Source organism: Albidovulum inexpectatum (assembly GCF_002927635.1).
GTDB classification, from domain to species: domain Bacteria; phylum Pseudomonadota; class Alphaproteobacteria; order Rhodobacterales; family Rhodobacteraceae; genus Albidovulum; species Albidovulum inexpectatum.
On sequence record NZ_PRDS01000001.1, the window covers coordinates 46,749 to 60,380 of the forward strand.

15 protein-coding genes are annotated in these 13,632 nt (G+C 64.7%); 8 read left to right on the top strand and 7 right to left on the bottom strand.

The window, feature by feature from the left end; genetic code table 11:
• Nucleotides 1-159 precede the first annotated feature (159 nt).
• A complete protein-coding gene (locus LV82_RS00250; protein ID WP_104068722.1) occupies nucleotides 160-1,116 on the top strand; it encodes an L-malyl-CoA/beta-methylmalyl-CoA lyase in 957 nt (318 codons plus the stop codon).
• Between the two features lie 82 nt (nucleotides 1,117-1,198).
• Nucleotides 1,199-2,158, top strand: coding sequence for an acetyl-CoA carboxylase carboxyltransferase subunit alpha (locus LV82_RS00255; RefSeq protein ID WP_104068723.1), 960 nt, complete (start codon nucleotides 1,199-1,201; stop codon nucleotides 2,156-2,158).
• A gap of 58 nt (nucleotides 2,159-2,216) precedes the next feature.
• Here LV82_RS00255 and LV82_RS00260 read toward each other — a convergent pair whose 3' ends face one another.
• Nucleotides 2,217-2,963, bottom strand: a complete 747-nt coding sequence (locus LV82_RS00260; protein WP_104068724.1) for a DUF1013 domain-containing protein — start codon at nucleotides 2,961-2,963, stop codon at nucleotides 2,217-2,219.
• 126 nt (nucleotides 2,964-3,089) lie between these two features.
• Here LV82_RS00260 and LV82_RS00265 point away from each other — a divergent pair, with 126 nt between their 5' ends.
• Complete coding sequence (locus LV82_RS00265; protein WP_104068725.1) at nucleotides 3,090-3,719, top strand: ribonuclease T2 family protein; 630 nt, start codon at nucleotides 3,090-3,092, stop codon at nucleotides 3,717-3,719.
• Nucleotides 3,720-3,808: 89 nt separating this feature from the next.
• Complete coding sequence (locus LV82_RS00270; RefSeq protein ID WP_104068726.1) at nucleotides 3,809-4,801, top strand: type I glyceraldehyde-3-phosphate dehydrogenase; 993 nt, start codon at nucleotides 3,809-3,811, stop codon at nucleotides 4,799-4,801.
• A gap of 3 nt (nucleotides 4,802-4,804) precedes the next feature.
• On the opposite strand, the gene LV82_RS00275 is transcribed toward LV82_RS00270, so the two are convergent.
• From LV82_RS00275 to puuE, 3 genes are read right to left on the bottom strand one after another with little or no spacing between them, the layout of a single operon-like run.
• The gene (locus LV82_RS00275) at nucleotides 4,805-5,290 is read right to left on the bottom strand and encodes an ureidoglycolate lyase (protein ID WP_104068727.1); all 486 of its coding nucleotides are present in this window, start codon (nucleotides 5,288-5,290) and stop codon (nucleotides 4,805-4,807) included.
• Nucleotides 5,287-6,138, bottom strand: coding sequence for a bifunctional allantoicase/(S)-ureidoglycine aminohydrolase (locus LV82_RS00280; protein WP_104068728.1), 852 nt, complete (start codon nucleotides 6,136-6,138; stop codon nucleotides 5,287-5,289). The genes LV82_RS00275 and LV82_RS00280 overlap by 4 nt, the downstream gene beginning before the upstream one ends.
• Nucleotides 6,135-7,550 (bottom strand): allantoinase PuuE, encoded by a 1,416-nt coding sequence (puuE, locus tag LV82_RS00285; RefSeq protein WP_104068729.1) that lies wholly within the window; start codon nucleotides 7,548-7,550, stop codon nucleotides 6,135-6,137. Before puuE ends, LV82_RS00280 begins: the two co-directional genes overlap by 4 nt.
• Nucleotides 7,551-7,702: 152 nt before the next feature.
• On the opposite strand from puuE, the gene uraH reads away from it, so the two are divergent.
• The 4 genes from uraH (at nucleotide 7,703) to LV82_RS00305 (ending at nucleotide 12,216) form a co-directional block, all read left to right on the top strand.
• On the top strand, nucleotides 7,703-8,062 hold the full coding sequence (uraH, locus tag LV82_RS00290; RefSeq protein WP_104068730.1) for a hydroxyisourate hydrolase: 360 nt from the start codon (nucleotides 7,703-7,705) through the stop codon (nucleotides 8,060-8,062).
• A gap of 116 nt (nucleotides 8,063-8,178) precedes the next feature.
• Nucleotides 8,179-9,144, top strand: coding sequence for a deoxyribose-phosphate aldolase (gene deoC, locus LV82_RS00295; RefSeq protein WP_104069246.1), 966 nt, complete (start codon nucleotides 8,179-8,181; stop codon nucleotides 9,142-9,144).
• Nucleotides 9,145-9,151: 7 nt separating this feature from the next.
• Nucleotides 9,152-11,518 carry an aldehyde dehydrogenase family protein gene (locus tag LV82_RS00300; RefSeq protein WP_104068731.1) on the top strand — a complete coding sequence of 789 codons (2,367 nt, stop codon included), beginning with the start codon at nucleotides 9,152-9,154 and terminating at the stop codon, nucleotides 11,516-11,518.
• Nucleotides 11,515-12,216 carry a fumarylacetoacetate hydrolase family protein gene (locus LV82_RS00305; protein WP_104068732.1) on the top strand — a complete coding sequence of 234 codons (702 nt, stop codon included), beginning with the start codon at nucleotides 11,515-11,517 and terminating at the stop codon, nucleotides 12,214-12,216. The genes LV82_RS00300 and LV82_RS00305 overlap by 4 nt, the downstream gene beginning before the upstream one ends.
• 6 nt (nucleotides 12,217-12,222) lie before the next feature.
• Here LV82_RS00305 and LV82_RS00310 read toward each other — a convergent pair whose 3' ends face one another.
• The 3 genes from LV82_RS00310 to LV82_RS00320 form a co-directional block, all read right to left on the bottom strand.
• Nucleotides 12,223-12,465 (bottom strand): hypothetical protein, encoded by a 243-nt coding sequence (locus LV82_RS00310; RefSeq protein WP_245873018.1) that lies wholly within the window; start codon nucleotides 12,463-12,465, stop codon nucleotides 12,223-12,225.
• An 89-nt stretch (nucleotides 12,466-12,554) separates the two neighbouring features.
• Nucleotides 12,555-13,334 carry a succinate dehydrogenase iron-sulfur subunit gene (locus LV82_RS00315; protein WP_104068733.1) on the bottom strand — a complete coding sequence of 260 codons (780 nt, stop codon included), beginning with the start codon at nucleotides 13,332-13,334 and terminating at the stop codon, nucleotides 12,555-12,557.
• A 3-nt stretch (nucleotides 13,335-13,337) separates the two neighbouring features.
• Nucleotides 13,338-13,631 carry a hypothetical protein gene (locus tag LV82_RS00320; protein ID WP_104068734.1) on the bottom strand — a complete coding sequence of 98 codons (294 nt, stop codon included), beginning with the start codon at nucleotides 13,629-13,631 and terminating at the stop codon, nucleotides 13,338-13,340.
• Between the last annotated feature and the right edge of the window lies 1 nt (nucleotide 13,632).

The window sequence follows — 13,632 nt, forward strand, 5'->3', positions numbered from 1 at the left end:
GTCTGCGCCAATACGCGGCGCATGATCCGCATTCCGGGCCGGGGCGCAATGGGGATGGCGCAGTCATGCTGCGGATGCGAAAGGATGCTTGCGCAGCGCGGCGCAATATTCTACCCCTTGGGAAGCCAATGACGAAACATCGTTACCCAGGGAATTTCCATGAGCTTTCGCATCCAGCCCCCCGCCCCGGCCCGCCTGAACCGTTGCCAGCTTTTCGGTCCCGGCTCACGCCCGGCAATCTTCGAAAAGATGGCAAAGTCGGAAGCCGACGTGATCAATCTCGATCTCGAGGACTCGGTCGCCCCGGATGACAAGGATCAGGCGCGGAAGAACGTGATCCAGGCGATCGGCGACATCGACTGGGGCGACAAGTATCTTTCGGTGCGCATCAACGGGCTGGACACACCGTGGTGGTATCGCGACGTGGTCGATCTTCTGGAACAGGCGGGCGAACGGCTGGACCAGATCATGATCCCGAAGGTCGGATGCGCAAGCGACGTCTATGCCGTCGATGCGCTGGTCAGCGCCGTGGAACAGGCGCGGGGCCGATCGAAGCGGATCACGCTGGAGGTCATCATCGAATCGGCGGCGGGCATCTGTCATGTCGAGGAAATCGCCGCTGGCAGCCCCCGACTTCAGGCGATGAGCCTGGGCGCTGCCGATTTCGCGGCCTCGATGGGGATGCAGACCACGGGCATCGGCGGCACCCAGGAAAACTATTACATGCTGCGTGACGGGCAGAAATACTGGTCCGATCCCTGGCACTGGGCGCAGGCGGCCATCGTCGCGGCCTGCCGCACGCACGGGCTGCTGCCGGTCGATGGACCTTTTGGCGACTTCTCGGACGACGAAGGGTTCATCGCCCAGGCCAGACGCTCGGCCACGCTGGGGATGGTCGGAAAATGGGCAATTCATCCGCGTCAGGTCGCACTGGCCAACCAGGTCTTTTCGCCCTCGCCCGAGCAGGTGGCCGAAGCGCGCGAGATCCTGGCCGCGATGGAAAAGGCCAAGACCGAAGGCGCGGGCGCAACGGTCTACAAGGGGCGCCTGGTGGACATCGCCTCGATCCGTCAGGCCGAGGTCATCGTACGGCAGGCGGAAATGATCGGCAGATAGGCAGGCGATTCGCGCCCTCAGAACGGTTGCATTGACTGGCCGGGGCGGTCATATACACCGCTGACCCGGAAGAGAGGGCGCGATGAACTATCTGGATTTCGAAAAGCCTCTGGCCGAGATCGAGGGCAAGGCCGAAGAATTGCGTGCGCTGGCACGCAAGAACGAAGGCATGGATGTGTCCAAGGAGGCCGAAGCGCTGGACCGCAAGGCGGCCGACCTTCTGCGCGACATGTATCGCAACCTGGACCCGTGGCGGAAATGCCAGGTCGCGCGCCATCCAGACCGGCCGCATTGCCGCGACTATATCGAGGCGCTGTTCACCGAATACACCGCACTGGCGGGTGACCGAAACTTCGCCGAGGACAAGGCCGTGATGGGGGGGCTTGCGCGCTTCAACGACCGTCCGGTGGTCGTGATCGGGCAGGAAAAGGGATCGGACACCAAGTCGCGGATCGAGCACAATTTCGGCATGGCCCGCCCCGAGGGCTATCGCAAGGCGATCCGGCTGATGGACCTGGCCGACCGGTTCCGCCTGCCGGTCATCACGCTGGTGGATACGCCCGGCGCCTATCCGGGCAAGGGGGCCGAGGAACGCGGCCAGTCCGAAGCCATTGCCCGCTGCACCGAGAAATGCCTGCAGATCGGCGTGCCGCTGATCTCGGTCGTCATCGGGGAAGGCGGCTCGGGCGGCGCCGTCGCATTGGCCACTGCCAACCGCATCGCGATGCTGGAACATTCGGTCTATTCGGTAATCTCGCCGGAAGGCTGCGCCTCGATCCTGTGGAAGAACGCCGAAAAGATGCGCGAGGCCGCGAATGCCCTGCGCCTGACGGCGCAGGACCTGTCGAAGCTGGGCGTGATCGATCGCGTGATCGAAGAGCCGATCGGCGGCGCGCATCGTCACCGCAAGGAAACGATCGAGCGTGTCGGCCGGGCCATCGCCGAGATGCTGGACGAATTGTCGGGGATGAAACCGGCCGAGCTGGTCAGTGCCCGACGGCAGAAATTCCTGTCGATGGGATCCAAGGGACTGGCAGCCTGACCCCGACATTCGCGGACGGCAAATGAAAACCCCGGGTCGAGGCCCGGGGTTTCATGTTTCAGCGATCTTCGTCCTCGTCCTCGTCGTCGTCGGGCAGGTTGAAGAAGGCGTCCGCATCCGAATAATCGCGCGGATCGGTCTTTTCCTTCGCATCCTCGTCACCGGACAGCGAGAAGTTCTCGAGCCCCGCGATCGAACTTGGCATCTTCGGTTCGGGCGCCATGCCCAGCGACTGTTCGGTCGAAACAAGCTTGCGCCGTTCGTCGTCGGACATGACGGAATCGCGCTTCTTGGCGGCCTTCTGAACCTCGCGGTCCAGCTCGGATTGCTTGCACAGGCCCAGCGCAACCGGATCGATCGGGGTCAGGTTGTTGATGTTCCAGTGCGTCCGGTCACGGATCGACTGGATCGTGGGCTTGGTGGTGCCGACCAGCCGTGCGATCTGGGCATCGGCAAGTTCGGGGTGGAACTTGATCAGCCACAGGATCGCCGCCGGACGATCCTGGCGCTTGGACAAAGGCGTATAACGCGGGCCACGGCGTTTTTCCTCGCCAACGGCGGCGGGGTTGTGCTTCAGCTTCAGCCGGTAGTTCGGATCGGCCTCGCCCTTGCGGATTTCCTCGGCGTCCAGCTGGTTGTTCGCGACCGGGTCGAAGCCCTTGACGCCCGCAGCCACGTCGCCATCGGCGATGCCCTGCACTTCCAGCTCGTGCAGGCCGCAGAACTCCGCGATCTGCCGGAAGCTGAGTGTCGTGTTGTCCACAAGCCAGACGGCCGTCGCCTTTGGCATGAGCGGTCTCGACATCGGGTGTCTCCTTTACATATCTCTCCCGTGGCCGGGAAACGGCCGCGACCTTGCAGGGTCGCATTTCCTCGCTTTCGGGGAATTGGGTGGGTATATAGACCCTCGCATCGACGAAAGGAAGAGAAAATGCGCCTTGCCCTTGCCCTGATCCTGTTTCCGCTGGCCGCCATGGCGCAGCAGCACCGGGCGGGCGATTTCGACTATTACGTCATGGCCCTTTCATGGTCGCCGACATGGTGCGCGATCACCGGCGATAAGCGGGGCGAGGACCAATGCGACCCGCGTCACGACCACAGCTTCATATTGCACGGGCTGTGGCCACAATACGAACGCGGCTGGCCCAGCGATTGCCGCACGCCTGCCCGGGACCCCAGCCGCGCCGAGACGCGCGCCATGGCCGACATCATGGGATCGTCCGGCCTTGCCTGGCACCAATGGCGCAAGCATGGCCGGTGCACGGGTCTGTCGGCCGACGACTATTTCGCACTCTCTCGCAAGGCTTATCAAAGCATCACGATCCCGCCTGTTCTGGACAGGCTGGACCGCGACGTGCGCCTGCCCGCCCAGGTGGTCGAGCAGGCATTCATCGAGGCCAATCCCGGGCTTGACCCGCAGATGATCACCGTGACCTGCGAACAGGGCCGAATCGACGAGGTCCGCATCTGCCTGACCCGCGACCTGACGCCACGCCCCTGCGGGCGCGACGTCGCGAGCGACTGCCGCATGCGCGATGCGCTGATGGAGGCCGTGCGCTGATCCGCGGTCAGGTGTAACCGTCACAATCCCGTCCTTTCTTGCGCTGTCGGCCGCCGCTACACCTGTGCAGAATCTTGCGAGGTCAGGACATGACGATACGGGTTGCGCTGAACGGTTTCGGGCGGATCGGACGGTCGGTCCTGCGCGCCTGGGCGCGCGACAGGGCGCGGTGGCCGATCGAGATCGTCGCGGTCAATGACATCGCCGATCCCGGCATGGCGGCCTATCTGTTCGAATACGACTCGACCTTTGGCCCCTGGGCCGGCGAGGTAAGGCTGGAACCCGGCGCGCTGGTCGTGGATGGCCATGCGCTGCGCCTGAGCCAGAGTCCCGACCTTGGACAGCTGGATCTTTCGGACATAGATGTCGTGATGGAATGCACCGGCCTGGGAGGAGAACGCAGCTTTGCCGAGGCCGGCCTGCGCGCAGGGGCGCGGCGGGTGCTGGTGTCGGGGCCGTCGGACTCGGCGGATGCGACCGTCGTTCTGGGCGCCAACGAGTCCGATCTGCGCCCCGAACACCGGATCGTTTCGAACGCATCCTGCACCACGAACGCACTTGCCCCGCTGGCACGGCTGGTGGACCAGGCATGGGGCATCCAGACCGGCTGGATGACGACCATCCACTGCTATACCGGCAGCCAGCCGACGATCGATGCACCAAGACAGGACGCGGCGCGCAGCCGGGCGGCGGCGCTGTCGATGGTGCCAACGACGACTTCGGCGCAGCGGCTTCTGGGGCGGGTACTGCCGGAACTTTCCAGTCGTATCGAGGCGGCCGCGGTGCGTGTGCCCACCCACTCGGTTTCGGCCATCGATCTGGCCGTCCTGACGCGGGCGCACCCCGACCGCGAGACGGTCAACGAAACCCTTCGTCAGGCCGAAGGTGTCATTGGCTGGACCGACCGGCCGCTGGTGTCCTGTGACCTGCGGGCACGGCCGGAAAGCATCGTGATGGCCCTGCCCGAAACCCGCGTGACCCAAGGCGGAATGCTGCGCCTGTTTGGCTGGTACGACAACGAATGGGGCTTTGCGAACCGGATGCTGGACATGGCCGCCCGGATGGGTGCCCTGCCCCTGTGACATTCAGCCGGGAAGAACCGTCCACGCGACGTCATAGCGATATTCCTGCAGATTGTCGCCCGGACCGATCCGGTCGATCACGGCGAACAACCCTGGCGCGGCCAGCGGCGTCAGAACCCCGTGCCAGGTGCCGCGCAGAAAGTTGATTCCCTGCGCCCCGGTCGTCAGAAAGGCGCGCGGGTCGCCCGGCCGACCGTCGCGATCCGGCGCCACGATGACAAGGAAGGGGTCCGCGCTCATCGGAACGAAGGCCTGACTGCCCAGAGGGTGCCTTTCGACAAGGTCAAACTGGTAGGGCAGCGCACGCGGCCGGGCCTGGAAGATCGAGATCCCCGCGCGCCCATCCACACCGAAGTCCAGCCGCGCCAGGTCGTGGAACCTGTGGCACATGCCCTGATTGATCAGCAGCGAGGGGCCCCGTGCCTCCAGAACATCACCAAAGGGGGCAAATGCGTCGGCCGTCAGCGGCTCGACCCGGATCGTGCTCATCCCGGGCTTCCTGCCCCGAACGCCCCCGGCCCGCGCAGGCGCGGATGGCGGTTCACGTCCTTGTACAGAAGATAGCGGAACGGGTCCGGCCCGGCCGCATAACATGCCTGCGGGCAAAAGGCCCTCAACCACATGTAATCGCCTGCCTCGACCTCGACCCAGTCGCGGTTCAGCCGATAGACGCCCTTGCCCTGCAGGACATACAGACCGTGTTCCATGACATGCGTTTCCTCGAACGGGATGACGCCGCCGGGCTGGAAGGTCACGATATTCACATGCATGTCATGGGCCATGTCCATGGGATCGACAAAGCGCGTCGTGGCCCAGCGCCCCTGCGTTCCCGGCATGGCAACGGGCGCGACATCCTGATCGCGCGTCACGAAACTTGCCGGCGTCGCGATCCCTGGCGCGGGTTCATAGAGCTTTCGAATCCAGTGAAAGCGCAAGGGGACGCCCCCCGAGTTCTGAACTTGCCATGCGCTTGCGGGGGCGAGATAGGCATAGCTGCCGGGTCCCAGATCATGCGCCTGTGCCCCCAGCGTCAGCTGCCCCGCCCCTTCGGTGACGAACAGCACGCCTTCGGCGCCGGCGTCGGGCTCGGGCGTATCCGAGCCACCGCCCGGCGCGACCTCCATCACGTAATGGGCAAAGGTTTCGGCAAACCCTGTCATCGGCCGCGCAATGATCCAGACGCGCGTATCCCGCCACCCCGGCAAGAAGCTGGTCACGATATCCGAGAAGCATCCGCGCGGGATGACGCAATAGGCTTCGGTGAACACGGCGCGTCCGGTCATCAGCGAGTCCTGCGGCGGCAGGCCACCCCTTGGCGCGTAGTAGGACGACGTCATCTTGGCAGCATCTCCTTCAGGCGCAACAGGGCGATACGCTCGACCTGGGCGCAGGCCTCGGCAAATTCGGCTTCGCTGTCCTGGTCCAGCCGACGGCGGAAGGCGGCAAGGATCGATGGCTTGTCGTGATCCCGCACGGCGATGATGAAGGGAAATCCGTGGCGTGCCCGATAGGCGTCATTCAGGCGCGTGAATTCGGCGCGCTCGTCGTCGGTCAGCGCATCAAGACCCGCGCTGGCTTGCTCCTGCGCCGAGTCCGGGGTCAGTCGGCGCGCCTGCGCCAGCTTTCCGGCAAGATCGGGATGCGCATTCAGCACGCCCAGGCGCTGCTCGCGGCTGGCCGAACGGAACACGCGCGCCAGCGCATTGTGCAGCCCGATGGCACTGTCATGGGCCGGGCCCAGCTCCAGTTCCCAGGCCCGCTCGGCAATCCACGGTGAATGTTCGAAAACCCCGCCGAAGCGCGCAACGAAGTCTTCGCGGCTCATTCGGCTTGGGCGGTCAAGGACGACCGGCGGGTGATGTTCCGCCCAGTGGCGCGCAATGTCGATGCGGCGGGCAAACCAGACGCCTGGGCGCGCGGTGGCATATTCGAGGAACCGCTTCAGCCCCGCGATCCGCCCGGGCCGGCCGATCAGGCGGCAATGCAGGCCGATGCTCATCATCTTGGGCGATCCGGCATCGCCTTCGGCCAGAAGCGTGTCCAGCGCGTCGCGCAGATATTGATAGAACTGCTCGCCCGTCACGAAGCCCGGCGAGACGGAAAAACGCATGTCATTGGCTTCCAGCGTATAGGGGATCATCAGCTGGTGCCGCCCGTCGATCTCGATCCAGTGGGGCAGATCATCGTCATAGGCGTCCGAGATCCACTCGAAACCGTGTTCGGCCGCAAGGCGCACCGTGTTCATCGAACAGCGCCCGGTATACCAGCCGGTCGGACGGCTGCCGGTGACCTCGGCATGCAGGCGGATGGCCTCGGCGATCTGGCGGCGTTCTTCCTCTTCTGGCATGTCCCGGTGTTCGATCCACTTCAGGCCGTGGCTGGCAATTTCCCACCCCGCCTCGCGCATCGCGGCCACCTGTTCGGGCGAGCGCGCCAGCGCGGTTGCAACGCCATAGACGGTGACGGGCAGGTCCATGCCGGTGAACAGCCGGTGCAGGCGCCAGAAACCCGCCCGCGCGCCGTAGTCGTATAGCGATTCCATGTTCCAGTGCCGCTGCCCCGGCCAGGGCTGCGCACCCGCGATGTCCGACAGGAAGGCCTCGGAGGCCGGATCGCCATGCAGCAGGCAATTCTCGCCCCCTTCCTCGTAATTCAGGACAAGACTGACCGCGACGCGCGCGCCGTCCGGCCAGCGGGCATCTGGCGGGTTGGGACCATAGCCCGAAAGATCGCGCGGATAGCGTTTCACGGCTGCACCTCCTGCATCTGCCCCAGTCATATCGTCTCTGCCCGCCCGCGATTATCAAAAAATCACAGAAGAAGTGATGACCCCGCCTTTCGGTCGCGCGCGGTCGCCGCAACCGCTATGATCCCGCGGAATATCGGATCGGAGGACGTTCCATGGCATCTGGCTATCTGACGACGCATGTCCTTGATACGGCACGCGGCTGCCCCGCGACTGGCCTGCGCATCACGCTGTGGCGCATCGATGGCGACGGCCGGGAAAAGCTGGCGGAAGTCACGACCAACGACGATGGCCGCACAGACGGACCGATCCTGCCCGCCGCGCAGTTTTCCACGGGCCGCTATGAGCTGATCTTTCACGCGGGCGACTATCTGCGGCGGACCGGGCAGGGGATCGCCGACCCGGCCTTTCTGGAGGACATACCGGTTCGCTTTGGCATCGCCGATGCAACATCGCACTATCACGTGCCGCTGTTGCTGTCGCCCTATGGCTATTCGACCTATCGCGGCAGCTGAGCGTGACGTCACGAAATCTGACCAGATGGTAAGATCGGAAGATTGCCAAGATGCGTGCTTGTCGCTAGCGTGAGCGCCCATTGAATTTCCCTGCAAAACGGACCCGAATGTCGCAGATGGCGGATCATGCCCTTTCCAATACGCCGCGCAATGCGGGCGTTCCTCTCCAGACCGATTGGTTCGAATCCGTATCGGTCAACACCCCCGCGGCCCAGCGCCGCGCGGCCACGCTGACCGCACGGCGCAGCCTGAAGAAGGAATGGCAGGCCGCCTGGCTCGTCAACGCGATCCGGTGCATGGATCTGACCACCCTGTCGGGCGATGATACCGAAGATCGCGTCCGCAGGCTGTGCGCGAAGGCGGCGCATCCGGTCGCCGATCACGTGATGAAGGCGTTGGGGCTGGACCGCCTGACGACGGGCGCGGTCTGCGTCTATCCCACGATGGTGGCGGCCGCCGTTCGCGCGCTCGAAGGCACGGGGATTCCCGTGGCCTCGGTCGCGACGGGCTTTCCGGCCGGCCTGATGCCGCTTGATCTGCGCCTGGCCGAAATTCGCTATGCCGTCGATCAGGGTGCATCCGAAATCGACATCGTCATCACCCGCGCCCATGTGCTGGACGGCAACTGGAGCGCCCTGTACGACGAGATCGCCGCGATGCGCGAGGCCTGCGGGCCAGCCCATCTGAAGGCCATCCTGGCGACGGGCGAGCTGAAGACGCTGCGCAATGTCTACAAGGCCAGCATGGTCGCCTGTCAGGCGGGCGCCGATTTCATCAAGACATCCACGGGAAAAGAAAGCGTGAATGCCACCCTGCCCGTCAGTCTGGTCATGGTCCGGGCGCTGCGCGATTACGGCGAGTGGACGGGCTATCGAATCGGGTTCAAACCCGCGGGCGGGATGAAGACCGCCAAGGACGCGCTGTCCTGGCAGATCCTGATGCGCGAGGAAATGGGGCCGGACTGGCTGCGCCCCGATCTATTCCGACTTGGCGCATCCTCGATGCTGGCCGATATCGAACGGCAGCTCGAACACCATGTCACCGGACGGTATTCGTCCGGCTCTCGCCACGCCATCGCCTGAGGTCAACATGCCCAGCGTCAAGGAAATCCTGGAAACAATGGAATATGGCCCCGCACCGGAAGCCGCCGATCAGGTCATGAACTGGCTGAAGGCCCGCGCGCGCTTTGGTCACTACATTGACGGTGCCTTCACCGAACCCGGCGAGACATTCGATACGGCCAATCCCGCGACGGGCGAGGTTCTGGCGCAGGTATCCCAGGGCAGCGCCGCCGACATCGAACGCGCAGTTGCCGCGGCAAGGGCGGCATTGCCCGCTTGGTCACGTCTGCCCGGGCACGAGCGGGCCAAATGGCTGTATGCGCTGGCCCGGCACATCCAGAAGCGCGAACGCTTCCTTGCGGTGCTGGAAACGCTGGACAACGGCAAGCCGATCCGGGAATCGCGCGATATCGACGTGCCCTTGGCCGCGCGCCACTTCTATCACCATGCCGGCTGGGCCGAGATCCTCGAGGACGAGTTTCCGGGCGCCCAGCCCGTTGGCGTCTGCGGTCAGATCATCCCCTGGAACTTTCCGCTGCTGATGCTGGCCTGGAAGATCGCGCCGGCGCTTGCTGCGGGGAACACGGTCGTGCTGAAGCCGGCCGAGTTCACGCCGCTGACCGCGCTGGCCTTTGCCGAGATCTGTGCCGAGATCGGCCTGCCCCGCGGCGTGGTCAATATCGTTACGGGCGACGGCGCAACGGGCGCGGCGCTGGTCGATGCGCCGGTCGACAAGATCGCGTTCACCGGCTCGACCGAGGTTGGCCGCGCGATCCGCAAGGCGACCGCCGGTCGTGACGTCAAGCTGACGCTGGAACTGGGCGGCAAGTCACCCTTCATCGTCTTTGCCGATGCCGATCTGGACGCCGCCGTCGAAGGCGTGGTCGATTCCATCTGGTTCAATCAGGGACAGGTCTGTTGCGCAGGCAGCCGGATATTGGTGGCCGAGTCGATCGCCCCGGTCTTTCAGAAGCGTCTGGCGACCCGCATGGCGAAGTTGCGCGTGGGCGACCCGCTGGACAAGTGCACCGATATCGGCGCCATCGTGGCGCCGGTCCAGGTACAGCGCATCCGCCGGCTGATTGCCGAGGGAGAAGCACAGGGCGCAAGGCTGCACACCGCGCCCGTCCAGCTGCCCGATCGCGGCTGCTTCCTTGCGCCCGGTTATCTGACCGATGTCGCCCCGGCCAATATCCTGTCTGACACGGAAATCTTCGGCCCCTATGCAACGGTGACGACCTTCCGCACGCCCGACGAGGCCGTGACACTGGCCAACAACAGCCGCTATGGGCTGGCCGCGTCGATCTGGAGCGAAAACGTGAACCTTGCGCTCGATGTCGCATCCAGGGTCAAGGCGGGTGTGGTCTGGGTGAACTCGACCAATGTCTTCGACGCCGGCGCGGGCTTTGGCGGCTACCGCGAAAGCGGCTTTGGGCGCGAGGGCGGTCGCGAAGGCATGCGGGAATACCTGAGCTGGCCCGGCCCGAAGACACGGCCCGAGGCCCAGCCAACCCCGATCGACGCCGCGCCGCATCCTGCGGACAAGCCCGCGCCGATCCGGGCCGAGGCACCGATCGATCGGACGGCAAAACTGTATATCGGCGGCGCTCAGAAGCGTCCCGATTCGGGCTATTCCTACGCCGTCCTTGCCAAGGGCAAGGAGATCGGGCTTGCGGGCCTTGGGAATCGCAAGGATATCCGGAACGCCGTCGAGGCCGCACACAAGGCCACGGGCTGGAGCAAGGCAACCGGCCACAATCGTGCCCAGGTCCTGTACTATCTGGCCGAAAACTTGGCGGCGCGCGCAGAAGGATTTGCCGAACGGCTGAAAGAGATGGGCGTATCCAAGCCCCGCGAGGAGGTCGAAACCGCGATCCGGCGCACCTTCTGGTATGCGGCCCAGGCCGACAAGTTCGACGGGGCCGTCCATTCGACCAAGTCTGCACATGTGACACTGGCAATGCCGGAACCCTTTGGCGTGATGGGGGTCGTCTGCCCGAACGACGCGCCGCTTCTGGGCCTGATCAGCATGGTTCTGCCGGCGATCGCGATGGGCAACCGGGTCGTGGCCGTGCCGGCCCAGTCGATGCCGCTGGCCGCGACGGACTTCTACCAGGTGCTGGAAACCTCGGATGTGCCGGGCGGAGTGGTGAATATCGTGACCGGCGCCAAGGACGAACTGGCGCGCGTGTTGGCCCAGCATGACGACGTGGACGCCCTGTGGTATTGCGGCGACGAAGCAGGCCGGGAAATGGTCGAAAGCGAAAGCGCGGGCAACCTGAAGGTCACATGGACCTTCCCCAACCGCGACTGGCGCGGAAAGGATGGACAGGGGCGCGAATTCCTGCACCGCGCCACGCAGATCAAGAACATCTGGGTTCCCTACGGCGAATGACACGGCTTCTTTTCCCCGCTCCCCTACCCGTCACCCTGCCCATCCAGGGCAGGGGCGAGGAGTTCCCCGTCAGCCGCATCTTTTGCGTCGGACGCAATTACGTGGATCATGCCCGCGAAATGGGCTCCGAGGTAGACCGACAGGCGCCCTTCTACTTCACCAAGTCCCCCCTGCATCTGGTGCATTCGGGTGCAAGTGTACCCTATCCCCCGGGGACCCAGGACCTGCACCACGAAATGGAATTCGTCGTCGCGCTGGGGAAGGGTGGCTTCCGGGTGGATGTCGATCAGGCAACAGATCTTGTGCTGGGTTATGCCGCGGGGCTGGACATGACCCGGCGCGATCTTCAGGCCCATGCCAAGGAGCGGCGCCGCCCTTGGGACACGGGCAAGGATTTCGAGAACGCCGCCGTCGTCGGGCCGATCACGCCACGTACCGAATTCGGCCGGATCGGACCGCAGGGAATTCGCCTGTGGGTCAACGACCGGCTGGCACAATCGGCGCGGCTGGATGACATGGTCTGGTCGGTCCCCGAGCTGATCGCCCACCTGTCCACATTGTACCACCTTCGCCCCGGAGACCTGATCATGACCGGAACGCCTGCCGGTGTCGGCCCCGTCGGCGAGGGGGATCGCCTGCATGGCGAAATCGATGGCCTGGCGCCCGTGGATCTGACGATCGGCGCGGCTGCAACCTAGACGTCCCTATCGCTGTCGCGTCTTTCGCAGCCGGCACAGCGCGCGCAGGTCCAGCCAGGCCACGCCGATACCAAGCGGGATCATCCAGAACCCCAGCACTGGCAGGAAGCCGAATATGCCGCCAACGATCAACAACAGCCCCACGACCACGCGCAGTCCGGGCGGGACAGACCGGTTGATGCGCACCAGCCAGCGGCGGATACGCATGCGCATGGTCTTCTGGCCCTGGCGATCGGCAGGCTGGGTCACGGGCGGTCTCCGATGACGGCGGACCCGCCCGATAAAGTCACTGGCATCCGAAATTGCAAGGGGCAGCACGCCCACCCCTTGCCGATGAATCAGATCTGGCGTTCAACCATCAGCTTCTTGATCTCGGCGATCGCCTTGGCCGGATTCAGACCCTTCGGACAGGTCTTGGTGCAGTTCATGATGGTATGGCACCGATACAGCTTGAAGGGATCCTCCAGCTGATCCAGCCGTTCGCCCGTGGCCTCGTCACGCGAGTCGATGATCCAGCGATAGGCATGAAGCAGCGCGGCGGGCCCAAGATACTTGTCGCCGTTCCACCAGTAACTGGGGCACGCGGTCGAGCAGGATGCACACATCACGCATTCATAAAGACCATCAAGCTTCTTGCGGTCCTCGATCGATTGACGCCATTCCTTTTCCGGCCGGTTCGTCTTGGTCTCCAGCCAGGGCATGATGCTGGCATGCTGGGCATAGAAATGCGTCAGGTCCGGCACCAGGTCCTTGATGACCGGCATGTGGGGCAGCGGATAGATCTTCACGTCGCCCTTGATCTCGTCCAGACCATAGATGCAGGCCAGCGTATTGATCCCGTCGATATTCATCGCGCAGGAGCCGCAGATGCCCTCGCGGCAGGAACGGCGGAAGGTCAGCGTGGGGTCGATCTCGTTCTTGATCTTGATCAACGCATCCAGAACCATCGGGCCGCAACGGTCCATGTCCAGGAAATAGGTGTCGATCCGCGGGTTTTCGCCGCTGTCCGGGTCCCAGCGATAGATCTGGAACTTGCGCACGTTCTTGGCGCCTTCCGGCTTTGGCCAGGTCTTGCCGACCCGGATCTTCGAATTCTTGGGAAGCGTGAACTGGACCATGTCTTATCCCTTCCAATCGGGCAGATCATAGAGCGGCCGGCGCGGCGGCTGGCCGGATTTCTGATAGACGCAGGCGGCATAGGCCTCGGCCGGGTCGCGCCCCTGCAGCCATTCGGTCGACATCTCGATCTCGACGCGCGACGCCGGACCATCCGAACCGACGCCGACGGCAATCGTCCCGCGCGGGCCGGCGGCCAGGCGGGCGCGCTCGAGACATTGCTGCTCGGCACGCTCGACCGGGATCGGGCCACAGGCCGTAAGCGTTGCAATCGCAAGCAGGGCGGCCACGCGCAGCATC

What these genes read in the sequence shown, in the direction of transcription:
- LV82_RS00300 (WP_104068731.1), top strand. Translation starts at nt 9,152, where the DNA reads ATGCCCAGCGTCAAGGAAATCCTGGAAACAATGGAATATGGCCCCGCA.
- LV82_RS00280 (WP_104068728.1), bottom strand. Translation starts at nt 6,138, where the DNA reads ATGACGTCGTCCTACTACGCGCCAAGGGGTGGCCTGCCGCCGCAGGAC.
- uraH (WP_104068730.1), top strand. Translation starts at nt 7,703, where the DNA reads ATGGCATCTGGCTATCTGACGACGCATGTCCTTGATACGGCACGCGGC.
- LV82_RS00260 (WP_104068724.1), bottom strand. Translation starts at nt 2,963, where the DNA reads ATGTCGAGACCGCTCATGCCAAAGGCGACGGCCGTCTGGCTTGTGGAC.
- LV82_RS00270 (WP_104068726.1), top strand. Translation starts at nt 3,809, where the DNA reads ATGACGATACGGGTTGCGCTGAACGGTTTCGGGCGGATCGGACGGTCG.
- LV82_RS00275 (WP_104068727.1), bottom strand. Translation starts at nt 5,290, where the DNA reads ATGAGCACGATCCGGGTCGAGCCGCTGACGGCCGACGCATTTGCCCCC.
- LV82_RS00250 (WP_104068722.1), top strand. Translation starts at nt 160, where the DNA reads ATGAGCTTTCGCATCCAGCCCCCCGCCCCGGCCCGCCTGAACCGTTGC.
- LV82_RS00315 (WP_104068733.1), bottom strand. Translation starts at nt 13,334, where the DNA reads ATGGTCCAGTTCACGCTTCCCAAGAATTCGAAGATCCGGGTCGGCAAG.
- LV82_RS00305 (WP_104068732.1), top strand. Translation starts at nt 11,515, where the DNA reads ATGACACGGCTTCTTTTCCCCGCTCCCCTACCCGTCACCCTGCCCATC.
- LV82_RS00320 (WP_104068734.1), bottom strand. Translation starts at nt 13,631, where the DNA reads ATGCTGCGCGTGGCCGCCCTGCTTGCGATTGCAACGCTTACGGCCTGT.
- LV82_RS00265 (WP_104068725.1), top strand. Translation starts at nt 3,090, where the DNA reads ATGCGCCTTGCCCTTGCCCTGATCCTGTTTCCGCTGGCCGCCATGGCG.
- LV82_RS00255 (WP_104068723.1), top strand. Translation starts at nt 1,199, where the DNA reads ATGAACTATCTGGATTTCGAAAAGCCTCTGGCCGAGATCGAGGGCAAG.
- deoC (WP_104069246.1), top strand. Translation starts at nt 8,179, where the DNA reads ATGGCGGATCATGCCCTTTCCAATACGCCGCGCAATGCGGGCGTTCCT.